The sequence below is a fragment of the Pseudomonas mandelii genome, assembly GCF_002251635.1.
Classification (GTDB): domain Bacteria; phylum Pseudomonadota; class Gammaproteobacteria; order Pseudomonadales; family Pseudomonadaceae; genus Aquipseudomonas; species Aquipseudomonas mandelii_B.
Genome location: NZ_NMOJ01000031.1, coordinates 35,802 through 51,327 on the forward strand (window position 1 = coordinate 35,802; position 15,526 = coordinate 51,327).

General features: G+C 57.2%; 15 protein-coding genes and 1 pseudogene. 9 read left to right on the top strand and 7 right to left on the bottom strand.

Translation table 11 applies throughout. The annotated features are described in order from the left end of the window. Positions 1-19 precede the first annotated feature (19 nt). Together B7L09_RS04895 and B7L09_RS04900 are read right to left on the bottom strand one after the other, a co-directional pair. Positions 20-184 (bottom strand): DUF2986 domain-containing protein, encoded by a 165-nt coding sequence (locus tag B7L09_RS04895; RefSeq protein ID WP_094467945.1) that lies wholly within the window; start codon positions 182-184, stop codon positions 20-22. Positions 185-359: 175 nt separating this feature from the next. Further along, entirely contained in the window at positions 360-1,496 is a 1,137-nt protein-coding gene (locus B7L09_RS04900; RefSeq protein WP_094467946.1) for an alkene reductase, read from the bottom strand. Positions 1,497-1,586: 90 nt separating this feature from the next. On the opposite strand from B7L09_RS04900, the gene B7L09_RS04905 reads away from it, so the two are divergent. Both B7L09_RS04905 and B7L09_RS32255 read left to right on the top strand, forming a co-directional pair. Then, positions 1,587-1,952 carry a winged helix-turn-helix transcriptional regulator gene (locus tag B7L09_RS04905; protein ID WP_094467947.1) on the top strand — a complete coding sequence of 122 codons (366 nt, stop codon included), beginning with the start codon at positions 1,587-1,589 and terminating at the stop codon, positions 1,950-1,952. A 1-nt stretch (position 1,953) separates the two neighbouring features. Further along, a pseudogene (locus tag B7L09_RS32255) lies at positions 1,954-2,046 on the top strand (GNAT family N-acetyltransferase); the annotation flags it as partial. 58 nt (positions 2,047-2,104) lie between these two features. Here B7L09_RS32255 and B7L09_RS04915 read toward each other — a convergent pair. The 3 genes from B7L09_RS04915 to B7L09_RS04930 form a co-directional block, all read right to left on the bottom strand. Further along, entirely contained in the window at positions 2,105-3,094 is a 990-nt protein-coding gene (locus tag B7L09_RS04915) for an MBL fold metallo-hydrolase (RefSeq protein ID WP_042932166.1), read from the bottom strand. Positions 3,095-3,295: 201 nt separating this feature from the next. Next, a complete protein-coding gene (locus tag B7L09_RS04925; protein WP_094467948.1) occupies positions 3,296-4,294 on the bottom strand; it encodes an acyltransferase family protein in 999 nt (332 codons plus the stop codon). Positions 4,295-4,543: 249 nt separating this feature from the next. Then, a complete protein-coding gene (locus B7L09_RS04930; RefSeq protein WP_094467949.1) occupies positions 4,544-4,885 on the bottom strand; it encodes a YajG family lipoprotein in 342 nt (113 codons plus the stop codon). A gap of 208 nt (positions 4,886-5,093) precedes the next feature. Here B7L09_RS04930 and B7L09_RS04935 point away from each other — a divergent pair, with 208 nt between their 5' ends. After that, positions 5,094-5,330, top strand: coding sequence for a hypothetical protein (locus B7L09_RS04935; protein WP_094467950.1), 237 nt, complete (start codon positions 5,094-5,096; stop codon positions 5,328-5,330). 149 nt (positions 5,331-5,479) lie between these two features. Here the strand turns inward: B7L09_RS04935 and B7L09_RS04940 are convergent, their stop codons facing one another. Next, positions 5,480-5,899, bottom strand: coding sequence for a VOC family protein (locus B7L09_RS04940; RefSeq protein ID WP_094467951.1), 420 nt, complete (start codon positions 5,897-5,899; stop codon positions 5,480-5,482). Positions 5,900-6,259: 360 nt separating this feature from the next. Here B7L09_RS04940 and B7L09_RS32260 point away from each other — a divergent pair, with 360 nt between their 5' ends. The 3 genes from B7L09_RS32260 to B7L09_RS04955 all read left to right on the top strand — a co-directional run bounded on the left by B7L09_RS32260 (position 6,260) and on the right by B7L09_RS04955 (position 8,938). Further along, positions 6,260-6,388, top strand: coding sequence for a hypothetical protein (locus tag B7L09_RS32260; protein ID WP_010459102.1), 129 nt, complete (start codon positions 6,260-6,262; stop codon positions 6,386-6,388). Positions 6,389-6,516: 128 nt separating this feature from the next. Next, a complete protein-coding gene (locus B7L09_RS04950) occupies positions 6,517-6,966 on the top strand; it encodes a hypothetical protein (protein ID WP_010459101.1) in 450 nt (149 codons plus the stop codon). Positions 6,967-7,279: 313 nt separating this feature from the next. Then, the gene (locus tag B7L09_RS04955) at positions 7,280-8,938 is read left to right on the top strand and encodes an arylsulfatase (protein WP_010459100.1); all 1,659 of its coding nucleotides are present in this window, start codon (positions 7,280-7,282) and stop codon (positions 8,936-8,938) included. Between the two features lie 109 nt (positions 8,939-9,047). Here the strand turns inward: B7L09_RS04955 and B7L09_RS04960 are convergent, their stop codons facing one another. Continuing rightward, positions 9,048-9,842, bottom strand: coding sequence for a hypothetical protein (locus B7L09_RS04960; protein ID WP_049870764.1), 795 nt, complete (start codon positions 9,840-9,842; stop codon positions 9,048-9,050). A gap of 220 nt (positions 9,843-10,062) precedes the next feature. Between B7L09_RS04960 and B7L09_RS04965 the strand changes: the two genes are divergently transcribed. From B7L09_RS04965 to B7L09_RS04980, 3 genes are all read left to right on the top strand, one after another. Beyond that, the gene (locus tag B7L09_RS04965) at positions 10,063-11,361 is read left to right on the top strand and encodes an OmpP1/FadL family transporter (RefSeq protein WP_255141760.1); all 1,299 of its coding nucleotides are present in this window, start codon (positions 10,063-10,065) and stop codon (positions 11,359-11,361) included. Positions 11,362-12,077: 716 nt separating this feature from the next. Further along, the gene (locus B7L09_RS04975; protein WP_094467955.1) at positions 12,078-13,514 is read left to right on the top strand and encodes an IS1182 family transposase; all 1,437 of its coding nucleotides are present in this window, start codon (positions 12,078-12,080) and stop codon (positions 13,512-13,514) included. Positions 13,515-14,010: 496 nt separating this feature from the next. Further along, the gene (locus tag B7L09_RS04980; RefSeq protein WP_094467953.1) at positions 14,011-15,144 is read left to right on the top strand and encodes an aminotransferase class V-fold PLP-dependent enzyme; all 1,134 of its coding nucleotides are present in this window, start codon (positions 14,011-14,013) and stop codon (positions 15,142-15,144) included. Positions 15,145-15,526 lie beyond the last annotated feature (382 nt).

Here is a 15,526-nt window from a genome sequence, read left to right on the forward strand (position 1 = left end):
GACCGCTGTTTCCTGCAACTCACTCGCTCTCAGAGGAGGTGATGGGATCGAGACTGGATTCAGCCGCGAGCTTCAATCGGTCAGCCTTGCTGATGTATTTAGACTTGCTTGCCGGTGCCAGTTTGGCACTGGCCTTTTTGGCGTGCGCCTTTAATAGCTGCTTGATTTTTTTTTGACGATTCATGATTTTCCACTCGGTGTGTCAGCGCCCGAATGATATCAGCTTAAATGGCCGGACCCGATCCCCGGGGTGCGCACAGGGAGCACAACGCGGCAATTGACGGCAAATCGCAGGCGCTGGCAGAACCCGCCACCGAACGCCTGCCACCGCCGCAGTCAGTCTAAGGCTGCGTAAAGCATTACCCGAGTGAATAGGCGGGGAAGTCCGTATAACCGACCTCGCCGCGTCGGGTGTAATACGTTGATCGGTCCGCTTCGGCTAACGGCCAGCCGTGTTTGAGACGCTCTGCAAGGTCCGGGTTGGCGATAAAGGGTCTGCCGAAGGCAATCAAGTCCACCAACCCGGTATCGAGCGCAGCCTGCGCGTTGTTGCGATCAGTGAATCCGCCACACCAGATGATTGTGCCAGTGAACGCCGCCCGAACCTTGGCCAGCAGAGCGTGGTCGAGGTGGTTCGTTTTGAATTCGGCCAACTCCATGTTTTCCTCAGGCATCAGCTCGTAGACCAAGTGCAGATAGGCGACGCCGAGACGACCCAGACGCTCAGCCACGTACAGCAAGGTTTCCTCGGTCAGCGGGTCCGCCGGAATACCGTTGAACTTGCCGAACGGCGACAGGCGTACACCCACACGCCCCGGCCCCCATTCACGCACCGCCGCTTCAACGACTTCCAGCAGGAACCGTGTACGGTTTTCCACGCTGCCGCCTCCATATAAATCGCTGCGCGTATTGAGCACCGAGTTCATGAACTGCTCGAACAGATAGCCATTGGCACCATGGATTTCGACACCGTCAAACCCGGCCTCCCGAGCGTGGATGCAGTCCTGGGTAAACGTGTCGACCAACGCCATCACTTCCTCTGGCCTCAGGCGCCGAGGTTTACCTGCCGGGATATGGTCCAACTTGCCGTCCGGGCCGTGGGCAAACACCTGCGATTCAGCTCTTTCGTCGGTCACGCCCCAAGGCGCCTCGCCGTTCGGCATGAGCGATGGATGAGCCATCCTGCCGACGTGCCACAGTTGCAGAAATATCGTGCCGCCGTTGCGGTGAACCTGATCGGTGACCAGACGCCAGCCCTGCCGTTGGGCTGACGTGTAGATGCCGGGTGTCATGGCGTAGCCATTGCTGGACGGAGCAACGTCCGTTGCCTCGGCGACGATCAGGCCGGCACTGGCTCGCTGCCCGTAATAGGTGGCCATCAATTCATTGGGGACGTCCCCCTCGGACGTCCGCGTGCGCGTCATAGGGGCCATGACGATGCGGTTTTTCAGCAGTACGGTGCCACCAACCAACTGAGATTCAAACAGGTCTATCATTGGGCTTCCTTCGGGTCGGATCTGATCGGAGGGAAAGCGTACTGTTCGTAAATCGAGCCTATCTACACACCGTTTAGTCAGTGGTACCCAATGAAGACAATCAATAGACTGCCGGGCTTGCCGATCGAGCGCACGCTGGCTGTGCTCTCCGGGCGCTGGAAGGGAGTCATCCTTCATGTGCTGCTGGACGGACCGCAACGCACCTGTGATCTGGAGAAGCGCATCGTCGGCGTTTCACAGAAGGTGTTGATCGAGCAACTGCGAGCGCTTGAGGAACACGGGATGGTGAGCCGGCAACCCAGCGCCCAGGATCGTCAGGGGATCGAATACCTGCTCACCCCGCTGGGTGAAAGCCTGCGGCCCATCCTCGAATCGTTGATCGAATGGGGTGTCCATCACGCTATGGAACTCGACGAGGCCCATCGGCTGCTGCCCTGTGAGGCGGTCGTTCGATGAAACAGCTGCTGACTATTGGCAAAGCCAGGGCTGGCAGCTCAGGTCTGATATCGATCGGTACTCGTTTACCCGATCGGATAATGAAAACGTATGACCGAGAAACCCCGCTCGGCCTGCCTTGGCCTGAACGGAGGTCCGGCTCCCGCGAGCGATCAATAGTCCCAGATGGCCGCGATCCAGCGAAAGGCATCTCCGTCGATGGCCACTCGACCAACGGAGGGGAACGGCAGGTGCGTAGCGACAAACAGCTCGCCGCTCGCCGCCGCCTCGCGCATCAGGCGAACGCGCACGCGATACGCTTCCTCCGGGTCATGTTCAAAGCCGTTGTGCCATTCAGGGTGCTCGAAGGCGACCGGGAACAGCGCGTCGCCTGCGAACGTCAACCGCTCACCGCCGGAGTTCACGTAGACCACACTGTGCCCCGGAGTGTGGCCGCCGGTCAGCTTGACGACCACGCCCGGTGCCACCTCATATTCGTCTTCGAACGTCTTCAGCTGGTTGTGGAAGGCATCCATGAACTGCTGGGCCGTGGACCGCAAAACGTCGGGCACCGGCGTCGGCATGGTGGTTTGGGTGAAGTCGGGAGTCGCCCAGAAATCGACCTCGGTCGCCGAAACGTGAATTCGCACATCAGGACGCAACCGGTTCTTCACCTCATCGACGAGCAGCCCGCCGATATGGTCCATGTGCATGTGGGTGATCACCACGTCGGTCACCGACGCCAGGTCAATGCCGGCCGACTCCAGACGCTTGGGGAACTGCCCGGCCCGCGGAAAGCCGGGGAACTGCCCACCCAGCCCAGCGTCGACCAAGATTGTCTGGTCGCCGCTGCGCAGCACCAGAACGTTGAGCGGCCAATCGAATGCGTCCGGCCCCAGGTATTGATCCTTGAACCAGGCCTCGCGATCGGCGGGGTCGACATTGGTGGACATCGTCGACGTCGGCAGCGGCAGCACCCCATCGCTGATCACCAGTACGTCAATCTCGCCGACTCGCAGGGCATAGCGCGAAGAAACCATCTCTTGCGCCCCCGTTCCGCCGAAATTCGAGGTGGTGTACAAGCTTAAGCCGGAGTCCGGCTGACCGCTCACTGGCTGAGATGCTCCATCCTTTGGGGTGGGGATGTTCAGATGCGTCGTCATGGTTTTTCTCCGATTGCCTGACTCAAGGGGTCTTAAGCGAAAGCCACTCTCTCGAGGTGAAAGGGACTGATCGTTCAGGAATCGAGTCATTGGCAAAGCCAGGGCTGGCAGCTCAGGTCTGATATCGATCGGTACTCGTTTACCCGATCGGATAATGAAAACGTATGACCGAGAAAGACCGGCATAACGCCAGTGACAGTACTAAGCCGCTGTTTCGCCGCCTTGCGGTTTAACCGCGCCATACCTGACACCAGCCCGAAGCGCATGACGGAGTTTCAGCGCCGGTCGCTCGATGGAGTAGTACGAAACGCAACTGAACCCGAACGACAGGACCAGAACGGCTGCAACGATGTGCGCGTCGTAGGCAACCGGCCAGAAAGCGCGCAGGAAGTACATCACCACAAAGTGGTTCAAAAACACGCCGTAGCTGATGTCCCCGAGGAACTCGTCAACCCGATGAAACTTGAGTTTCGTCAGCACGTACACGGCCGGAATGCCTAACGCTATGCCCGCTGTCACCTCCGCGTTAAACGGCCGGCGCTCGATCAATCCCGCTTCGATTGCCGCAAACGTCAAGGCAGCCGCCACGGCAGTGCCAGCAGCGATCGCTAATCCCTTCGCCTGCGGTTTGTACAGGTAGCTGCCGCACAGGAACATGAACAAGGCGCCCGGCAACAGGCGATAGCCGTACACATCGGTGTTGATGAAACCAAGACACGCGGTCATAAACACGGCGACAGACACGGCAAACGCAACGCCCCTCACCTTGTAGATCATCAGGAAAGGAATCACCAGGTAGAAACACATCTCGAGCCCCAGTGACCAGGCCGGCGGCAAGATCAGCGACCCTGCGATTCCGAACATATAGAAACCGAGGGGCACCATAGTGAGGCTCGCCGCGATGTTCCCGAGCGTCAGCTCGGCGGCTTGAGGCGTGCCGGGCAGCAGGCAATAGATCACGGCGCAGGATGCCAGGAAGTAGAACAGGAACTGCGGGTAAAGCCTCAAGGCCCTGTCCATGTAGAACAGGCCGATTTTCTCCGGCGCCTTATAATTGCGCTCGATGAGCGAGGTCATTACGAAGCCGCTGATGATCAGAAAGGAAATAACGGCAACCACGCCGGGGTTAAGCCCCGCGAACGTCTTGCCCATATGAGAAACGGCCACAAGAATAGCCAACAGCAAACGATAAGCGCCCATTTACACCCCAGACGTCCTTGTATTTATGGCGCGTAAACTACGATGCTTTTCGTCCAGAGGACAGGATTATTTCGTGCTGCACAAACCTGCCTACATCTGCGCGATATCGACCAGGCGATCCGGGCCGTGTTGGGCCATTCAAATTGGCCCGCGCAAAAAAAGCCCCGCAACCGAAATGCGGTGCGGGGCAGAAAATTGGTTGGTTGCGGCCAACCAAAGGAGCGCTTGAAAAACGTTTACAGGCCGGGGTCAGATGCAATCCTGGGCGGCGCGTCCAAAACTCGAAGGCAGTAAATTCGAGGCCAGCAGGTGTCGCTCGTAGATGAACACCTTGCCGCCACTGCCGGCCTTGTAGGCTTCCAGCACGTTGTCCGCAGAGACTTTGCTCGGCACCACGATCCGGTAGCTGCGCTGGGTCTGCGAGACGGTCGGGTTCAACGCACTGCCCTGCAATTTCGGTACGACGCATTCGGCGTACTGGGCGGGCGTCTTGCGGGTCTGCAAGGTCAGCGTCGGGTCGTTCGGCGCAGAGGCGCAACCGCTGAGCAACAGAGAGGCAAACGCCATGGCAGGCACAAATAAAGGGCGCATGGATGTCATCCTGAAAATAAAAAGTCCGGGTTCATCACGCGACGGGACAGCGTCACGGGCGGTGTTCGATGGGGGCGATTTTCCGGTTAATTGCGCCAAAGCAGAACTTGTGTTTCTTGATTGTCACTATTGCCTCCAGCAATAGTTGCGCACCGTGCAGACTCGTACACACTCAATCACAACCGAAAAAGATTGATGAGGCCTCTCCTTGAGAACGTTTGACCTGATCCGCGACGCCGTTCTGCCCGATTTCCGTGACCGGGTAGCCGAGTACTTGATCGAGTACGAAACCGTACTGCTGTGCGAAAACCCACCCGACCCGGAGCTAACCCGTGCCACCGCCAACCAGTTGCGTGGTTATTTGCGCGGGTTGAACACCACGCGGGTGTTGGGCATGGCGGATTGGGAAGAGCTGGATCGTCGGGTGGTGAATACGTGGCTGTAGCGCCCGACCAATGACAGGCTCGGCGATTCGCGCCTGATGCTGTCCAGACCCAGGCTCGCTTACAATCGCCCCGTCCTTNCTCTACGAATCCAAACGTGGCGGACGCGACAGCCTTCGGCTGACCGGGCTCTTATTGCCGGTGGAGTCGCTTAATCGGGACTGAAGCAATAGGCCGCCAGTTTGTTGCCGTCCAGATCACGGGCATAGGCCGCGTAGGCATTCGGTGCCCAGCCACGCGGTCCCGGCAGGCCTTCACAGGTACCGCCAGCGGCCAATGCGGCAGCATGAAACGCGTCGATGGCGGCACGCGTCGGCGCTTCGAAACTGATGGTCACCCCATTACCGACACTGGCAGGTGCGCCGTTCGCCGGTTTCAGAACGAAGAAAGACGGCGCGTTTTCGCCCCAGATAGAACCGTTGTCGCCGAGGTCGGCAATGCGCTTCTGGCCCAGTTCGCCCAGTACGTTGTCGTAGAAACTGCGGGCGTTGTTCAAATCATTGGTGCCGACTGTAACGTGAGTGAATAGATCAGTTTGCGAAACGTCAGCACGGTCTCCTGGCGTCGATATAGAAAACCAAATCTGACGTTTTTACACACTCTCGGCCAGAAGCTGCCGGTCAAAAGTACAGAAAACAAATCTGTCCCTTTCTTCTTTCTGGCCGGTTGGCTGACCGGATTGCGGGTTACGCGGGATGGTCACGTTGTGGCTGAAGGCCTTCTGGACGCAATTCGACGCAGAGTCCTTCGCAGCCGCCAATTGCCAGCAGGTCTGTTCGATCAGTGAGACACAATCGCTCCATGGCGGAGCAGGCCTGCCTGGAATCAAGCCCGGACGTACTGCTCAGTACCTGAACCACACAGTCCGTGCTGGATCGCCCGCGCTTGCGTGGCGCCGATCCGGGTCAATTTTCATATTGAGCATCATCTGATGGCGTCAGCGCCCTATTTCCGCGTGCCTAAATTGCATGCACTTTTGCGCCTGCGCGGCATCGTGCCGAAACCACCCACCTACTTGCAGGTGCTCAAGCGTGTGAGCATGCGAGCTCACAACGTCTGATTGATAAACCGGGGGGATTCAGGGATTTAACGGGCTATAAAAGTAGACGTTCAAGAACGCACAGCGACGTTATTGAGCTATACCCAATAGTCCCCCCACCGCACTACTTCCAATATTGGAGGTTGGCAATGAAACTCCGTCTCCCCCTGTCAGTGCTATTGACTACCGCAAGTCTCTTCGGCTGCACCAGCTCCTCACACCAATCAATGAATCTTCCGTTGGCAGCGACCCATAAAAACCCTGGTCATACCGCCACGACTACATTAACTGGCGAAGGCAATCAAACCAACTTTGACTTCTACATTACCGGCGTTCCAAACGGGACCATCCTGCCGCCGCGCATCTACACCTTCATCAACAAAGGCAGTTGCCAGCAACCCGGGCCAGTCGCGTACGCAATGAACGATAAGGTCAACACCGAACCCAATGCAGGCACCGGTGGATGGACCTTTTACAGAAGCGCGCCCATTACAATGCCAGACCTGCTTTCCGGCAAGTACGCCGTTGTCGTGCGTACTTCACCCGAGGATGGCAGCGCCGATATTTTCTGCGGCGATATTGCACACGCGACTCGATGAACCGTCGGTAGTCATTTTTAAGTCGAGTCGCGCTTTGTGGCGATTGTGTTTACCGCGTTCATGGTTGGTATCTAGTCAGTTTGTAATCCTGGCGTTACATACACCAACAAAACACGGCTATCACCCCGTTCATTTGAAAAAAAACGCACTAGACTCTTTCCTGCGCCTTAACCCGTGCATGGTCATGCCACAGGGGGAAATGATTCTGTACGCAGTACCTAGGCTAATTACTCGGTGGTCAATGCACCATGGGTCAATGTTGATGTGCACCATCACCGGTTGCCAGCACCATGAAACAACGAGGAATCCTGGTATGGAACAGCTATCGGATCGTTTCAAACTATCAATAGTGTTTGCTGCGCTTTTGTCACTGAACGGACTTGCCCATGCGGCTCAGACGGAAAAGACCAATATTCTGTTTATCGTCTCCGACGATACCGGCTATGGCGACCTGGGCCCTTACGGCGGAGGGGTCGGTCGAGGCATGCCGACGCCCAGCATCGATGAGCTGGCGGCGGAAGGGGTCACTTTTTACTCTTTTTATGCCCAGCCAAGCTGCACACCGGGTCGGGCAGCCATGCAAACCGGGCGTATTCCTAATCGTAGCGGCATGACCACCGTGGCCTTCCAGGGCCAGGGCGGTGGCCTGCCTGCAGCCGAGTGGACGCTGGCATCGGTGCTGAAAACCGGTGGCTACGACACCTATTTCACCGGCAAATGGCATTTGGGCGAAGCCGATTATGCGCTACCCAATGCGCAAGGTTATGACGTGATGAAATACGTCGGCCTGTATCACCTCAACGCTTACACCTACGCCGATCCGACCTGGTTCCCGGACATGGACCCGGAAACCCGCGCCATGTTCCAACGGGTGACCAAGGGCGCATTGTCCGGCAAGGCCGGGGAAAAACCGATCGAAGAATTCAAGGTCAACGGCCAGTACGTGGACACGCCTGTCGTGGATGGAAAACCCGGCGTGGTCGGCATTCCGTTCTTTGACAACTATGTCGAAAAAGCTGCCCTGGAGTTTCTCGACACGGCAGCCAAATCGGACAAGCCGTTTTTCATCAACGTCAATTTCATGAAAGTGCACCAGCCGAACATGCCTGCACCGGAGTTCGTGCATAAATCCATGTCTAAGTCCAAGTACGCCGACTCGGTGGTCGAACTCGATACCCACATCGGCCGCATTTTGGACAAGCTCAAGGCACTGGGCCTGGATAAGAACACGCTTGTGGTTTACACCACTGACAACGGTGCCTGGCAGGATGTTTATCCGGACGCCGGCTACACCCCGTTCCGTGGGACCAAGGGCACAGTGCGTGAGGGCGGTAACCGGGTACCAGCCATTGCCGTATGGCCAGACAAGATCAAGCCCGACACAAAAAACCACGAGCTGCTCGGTGGTCTGGATTTGATGGCGACCTTCGCCTCTGTCGCTGGCGTGAAGCTGCCGGAAAAAGATCGCGAAGGTCAGCCAATCATCTTCGACAGTTACGACATGACCCCTGTACTCACCGGCAGTGGCCCTTCTCCGCGCAAGGAGTGGTTCTACTTCACCGAGAACGAACTGTCCCCGGGTGCGGCGCGTGTCGGAAACTACAAGGCCGTATTCAACCTGCGCGGCGATGATGGCGCGCAAACTGGCGGCCTGGCGGTGGACACTAACCTGGGATGGAAAGGCGCAGAAAAATATGTAGCTACCGTGCCGCAGGTCTTTGACTTGTGGCAAGACCCGCAAGAGCGCTATGACCTGTTCATGAACAACTTTACTGAGCGTACCTGGACGATGGTGCCGATCACAGGCGCGATCATGAAGCTAATGAAAACCTACGTCGATTACCCACCACGCAAACTGCAAAGCATGGGTTATGACGGGCCGATCGAGCTGTCGCAATACCAGAAATTCCAAACCGTGCGTGACACCTTGAAAAAAGAAGGCATCAACCTGCCGATGCCAGCAGGTAACTGATCAGACAGGAGAAACATGGCGGCTTCATCAGAGGCCGCCACTTCACCATTTTGACGTTTGCGAGCAGCGACCACTCGTGACGCCTACAGATGCATCAGCGGAGCTGGAATCATTTTGGAAACAACAGCGTATACGCCACCCGAAACCCCCAGCCTTGTGCGCCATCTTTCGGACTTTCAGCCCAATACCGTGGGCCCACTTGCAAGCTCATGGGTTGATGACCCACTTTGAACAGCTGGGTCACGAACAGGTTGATTGGCACTGACCATTCGCGGGTTTGCCAGTCGTAGGTGGACTCAGTGTTGATGCCGAAGGTGGTGTAGGTAGGGGTGGTGTAGCTGAAGAACGGTTGCAGGAAGGTCTGGTTGATTTTGTCTTTGTCATCGGGAGGGCTGTGGTCCAGCGACCAAATGTGATTGGCCAGGATACCGCGGGTCCAGCCGTTACTTTGCTTGAGGGCAACCACGGTAGGACCCGCCCCCCACTGCTCACCACTCAACAGCTCATCACTGCCGGTTGGCACCAGGATTACCGGTCCTGCCCCCCAAATCCAGCCGCTCGCGGTCGGGTGTTTGGGTGAAAAAAAGAAGCTCTGGGTCACATCACCGACCCCGGACTTGTCCGCCTGCCCACCCGGTACCAGACCGTGTTGATCGATAACTGGCAGGATGGTTCGGGAAATAAGGTTCCACTCGTCATTGAGGGTGAAGGGCAGCACCGGCTGGATATTGGTGACGCTTTGGTAGCCCTCGCCACTGGGGCCGAGTTTCTGGTTCCAGTTGTACTGAATCGGCACGCTGTACAGCGCAGCAACCGGGTTCAGTGATTGTTTGGCCAGCTCGGCCTGGCTATCGCCAGTTTTGCCGGTATCGGGCCAGATAATTACCAGGGCAATGACAGGCATGAGGTGGACGACTTTGCTCATCAGTAGCTCCTTCTCGATAACGAGAATATGCACTACCACTGCGGTTGTGCCGCCTCGATGCGAAGCGACCCGGAGAGCTTAGTTCAGGTTTTCTCGACTAGTATCAATTCGACTTGAGAAGGCGCGTGGGATGCCTGCTGTTACTCCATGGACATGCGGGCGTGCGCTACGTTAATTCGAAAATGGATAGAGGTTAACCATGCCAACCAAAACCACTGCCCTGCCTGCTTGTACGCTCCTCGCGCTGTGCTGCCAGCAAGCCTGGGCCGGCGGCATCATGCTCTACGAAATCGGCACCGATAACGCTGGCCTGGCCAACGCCGGTGCCGCCGCCCGGGCCCAAGGCCCAGCGACCATCGCCAGTAACCCGGCGGGTATGAGTTACCTGCCGGGCACGCAGATCACCGGCGGCTTGCAAGTGCTGTATGGCGACCTGAGCTTCGATCGCGACGCCGGCAGCAATGTGGCCGGCAGCGGCAGTGGCAATGCCCTCGAACCGATCCCCGGTGGCAGTTTCTTCATCAGCCATGAACTGGATGAACATTGGAGCGTCGGCTTCGGCCAGTACGGCGACTTCGGCTTGGCGGTCAACTACGACAACGATTGGTCCGGCCGCTACTTCGCGCAGAACTCCAGCCTGCTGGGTCTGTCCCTGGTGCCCAGCGTGGCGTATCGCTTCAACGAGCAATGGTCGGTGGGCGTTGGCGTCAAGGCCATGTACGGCATGTTGCAGGCGCAAACCGCCATCGACCGCTCTCCCTTCGGTTTCACCGATCGCGCTGACGGTCAGTACAAGTACAAGGATGGTGCCTGGGGTTATGGCGCCAACGTCGGGGTGATTTATGCCCCGCAACCCGGCACCCGCGTTGGCCTGGCCTACACCAGCAAGGTCGACCTGGACTTCGAAGACCGGCTGGATGTGAAAGGCGACGGCCGTTTGCTGGAACGCATCAGCGACACCAACACCAAACTCGACACCACCGTGCCGCAGACCGTGACCCTCAGCCTGTTCCAGCAACTGGACCGGCAATGGGCCTTGCTGGCCTCGGCCAACTGGCAGGACTGGTCGGAATTCGGTGAGATCGGCGTACAGGTCGACACCACGGCGTTTGGCGCGCAGTCGAAATCGGTCGATGCCGGTTTCAAGGACACCTGGCACCTGTCCCTTGGCGCGCAGTACCAGGCCACCGAGCAATGGCTGTGGAATGTCGGCGTGGCCTACGACAGCAGCGCTGTCTCCGATAGCAAACGCAGCGTGATCGTACCTATGGGCGAGTCCTGGCGCATCGCCACAGGCGCCACCTATGCTCTGAACCAAGACACCGACATCAACGTCAGTTGGGCCATGGTCTGGCTCGGCGACATGCCGGTGGACCAGACCAAGTCGATCTCGGGCAACCGAGTCTCCGGTCAGTTCGACTATGGCTACAAAAATGCACTCAAAGTTGTCGGCTCGCCGGAAGGCCTTACGTACATGGGTAAGCGCGTTTCTCTGTAGGGCTGAGAAGCATATGGGTCTGGTTTGGGTCGAAAACGGACGCTCGTGAGTGTCTGCTTTTGGCCCAGAGTGTGTAAAAACGCTTCGCCAAAATTGAAGTGTGCGCGTCTACGTTAAATCTGAAATTTATCGGCACGTCTGCAGATGTGGATTTCGCTTAGAAACGCGATTTCCAGTCCGGTTTTGAGCACTTGGCGCGCTCAAAAACGTTTTTACACAGCCTCGGCCAATTACTGCCGCCGTCGAGCTTTTGTTAGCGGCTATTCCGTTTTTTAAATCACGGCCCGCGTTTTTAGGAACGCGAAATACTTGGGGTCGTCGTTGTCAAAGTCTACATACGGGAAATAGACTTGTGCAGATTCAAATTATTTACACTCAAACAGGCATGTTGCTCTCCAAGCATCCTTACCCATCGTGGAGAGAGGTTCAAAATCAGTACCCTGACTACGTGACTTCGCTCGGACCCTGGGATGCAGATGCGATTATCGAATATCTAGCAGATGAATACCCCGAACTTTTACCGCATCCAAAAGAGCAAGTGGTCCTTTTCCCTGTCGTGACTTCGAAGCCTAGATTAGGCACCTCGCGATCAAGTGTCTATCGTCAACTCTTCGCTGATTTATGCCCGTCGTGAGCGACCAATTGGTCCCAGGCTTGGTGAAAAACTCCCCAGATTGTCTAACCTTCTGATCGTCGAGATCGTATCGGGGGCGATCATGAAGCGATTCATTGAGGGTGAGACTCGGACGCAGGTGACGCTGCTGCCAGAGTGCCTGGACGATTACGTAGTCGAAGAAAATCCAGTCCGCGTGGTCGATGTTTTCGTCGATGAACTCGACCTGGGCGCACTTGGTTTTGAGGGCGTCGATCCTGCCGCTACGGGTCGTCCTGCCTACCACCCAGCGGTGTTGTTGAAGATCTATATCTACGGCTACCTCAATCGGATTCAGTCCAGCCGCCGGCTTGAACGCGAGGCCCAGCGTAACGTCGAGTTGATGTGGCTAACGGGGCGTTTGGCTCCAGACTTCAAAACTATTGCCGACTTTCGCAAAGACAATGGCAAAGCCTTTCGCAGCGTATGCCGTCAGTTCGTAGTTCTTTGCCGCAACCTCAATCTCTTCTCTCAGTCGATCATCGCCATCGACGGCAGCAAATTCAAAGCCGTCAACAATCGTGACCGTAACTTCACCCAGGGCAAAGTAAAGGCACGCATGCAGCAGATCGAACAGAGCATTGACCGTTATCTGGCGGCGATGGATTCGGCGGATCGGGCAACGCCCGAAGTGGCCGAGGCCAAGGCCGAGCGGCTGAAAGAAAAAATCGAAACGCTGAAAAAGCAGATGCAGAAACTCAAGGATATCGAGGTGCAGCTCCACGACAGTCCAGACCAGCAAATCTCCCTCACAGACCCAGATGCACGCTCAATGTCCACGAGCGGACGAGGCACTGGAACGGTTGGCTATAACGTCCAAACAGCCGTCGACGACAAGCACCATTTGATCATTGCCCATGAGGTGACCAACGTTGGTAATGATCGTGGGCAACTGAGCAATATGGCGAACCTGGCGCGTGAAGAAATCGAGGCTGAAACGCTAACGGTGGTGGCCGACCGAGGCTACTACAAAGGTCTGGAAATCCTTGCCTGCGAGCAGGCGGGCATCACCACCTTTGTACCAAAACCCCTGACATCAGGCAGCAAAGCCGAAGGCCGATTTGGTAAGCAGGACTTCATCTACGTTGCTGCATCGGACGCGTATCGATGCCCTGCGGGCCAGTTGCTGACCCGACGGCATTCGACGATGGAAGACGGCATGTTGTTGCACTGTTACTACTTCTCGGGCTGCCAGTCCTGCGCAATGCAAAAGCAATGTACGACGGGTAAGGAGCGCCGAGTGAGGCGCTGGGAACATGAGGCGGTAATCGACGCGATGCAGGTTCGACTAGAACATGATCCAGCGATGATGAGGGTTCGTCGACAGACCGTTGAACACCCTTTTGGAACGCTCAAGTACTGGATGGGAAGTACCCACTTCCTGACCAAAACCCTGCCGAGGGTGAGCACTGAGATGAGTCTTCATGTGCTCGCCTACAACCTCAAACGAATGATGAGCATCTTCGGTATCGCAGGACTGCTGGAGGCGATCAGGGCTTGAATCCAGTCGCTTGGCTCGCCCGTTAGTAGCCGTTTGGGCCGCTGACGCGGCCCAAACGGAATTACAAACGCCTATGTAGATGGTTAGGGCAATTCGCGCTTCCGCCCGCTTACTCCACAGGCAATCCTCGCGACTTTCAGCTTTCGACGTATTCAGTGCGTTTTCACACAGCCTGGGTTGTTTTCTGCCTCTCGCGACGGGCAGAAAACGGCCAGAAGCGGCCAGTCAGATCATCCGTTATTCGACATCGCGTTGCTGTATTGGAGCAATGCACTAAGTCATATGGCTGACCAGCCCAAGAAAGCNNTGAACTGGCGCAGGAGTTGCGGCCCACTGTGGTTTGATCATGTTTCGCCCACTTTTTATCGTCCAAACTGTCCAGGGAGGATGCCAGCCGCTCGGCAGAAGTCGCCATTCAATCCCGGGCAATCTTGTCATTTGCCAAGGCTTAGGGCAGGGTCGATACCACTGACATCTCTGCCAAAGGAGTCACTCCATGTCAAAGCTATATCCCAGTATCGATCCTGAGGGGCTGGTCGAGTACTCAGTGGTCTACACCGATCGCTCGCTCAACCACATGTCGCAGTCATTTCAAGGCGTGATGAAGAACATTTCCAACACCCTGAAACAGGTCTACAACGCCCAGGCTGTTGCGGTCGTCCCGGGCAGCGGCACATTCGGCATGGAAGCGGTGGCGCGACAGTTTGCCACCGGCCAGCAATGCCTGGTGATCCGCAACGGCTGGTTCAGTTATCGCTGGAGCCAGATTCTTGAGATGGGCAACATCCCGGCGGCCACCACGGTGCTGAAAGCCCGACCGGTCGACACGGGTCGCCAGGCTGCCTACGCCCCACCCCCTCTGGACGAAGTGCTGGCAGCCATTCAGGCGCAGAAGCCGCAGATTGTCTTCGCCCCCCACGTTGAAACCTCATCAGGGATTATCCTGCCCGACGAGTACCTGCGGGCCGTCGGCGACGCCGTGCATGCGGTGGGTGGCCTGTTCGTGCTGGACTGCATCGCCTCAGGCACGCTTTGGGTCGATATGCAGCAATGCGCCGTCGACCTGCTGATCAGCGCACCGCAGAAAGGCTGGAGCGCCTCCCCTTGCTGCGCCCTGGTGATGCTCAGTTCTTTGGCCCTCGAGCGCATCGAGCAGACGCAAAGCAGCAGCTTCGCCTGCGACCTGAAAAAGTGGCTTCAGATCATGCAGGCCTACGAACAGGGCGGACATGCCTACCATGCGACCATGCCCAGCGATTCCCTCGCGCGATTTAACGAAGTGATGAAAGAGACGCAAGCCTACGGTTTCGAAAAGGTCCGCGGCGAACAACAGGCTCTGGGCGATCGGGTGCGCGCAATGTTGACCGGCAAAGGCATCAAAAGCGTGGCCGCCGCCGGCTTTCAGGCGCCTGGCGTAGTGGTGAGCTACACCGATGATGCCGACATCAAGAGCGGCAAGAAATTTGCCAACCACGGCCTGCAGATCGCCGCCGGAGTGCCGCTGCAATGCGACGAGCCGGCCGACTTCCAGACCTTCCGCATCGGTCTGTTCGGACTCGAAAAGCTGCACAATATCGAGCGCACGGTCAGCACCCTCGAGCAGGCACTGGACGAGGTGATGGTTAACTAAGCCCTCATCGTGCCCGCAGCACATGCCGGATTTGTGAATTCCAGGAAGGCATCTCGCTCTGGGCACTGCCGACCCATGGCGCTGATCTTCGACGAATATGATGCTGGTCGCCCGGACGTCATGTTAGAACCACAAGGGAACGCCCGTTCACGCGTCTTACTGACACGTGCACCCTTCAGCGCTATCAGAAAAGGTTTCCAACGAAGCCTTTCACGGGGTGGATGCTTGGCGGCTGTATGACTTGGATCAACCCATAGCTGCCGGTGGTGATAGTCATAAAACGGCCAGAAGCAATCATGGGGCAGACTCGGGGGGCAAGGTAGATTCGGCCCCTGCAAAGTGTGGAGAGTTTCCGAAGTACTCGATCAGGAGCTCGGTGAGG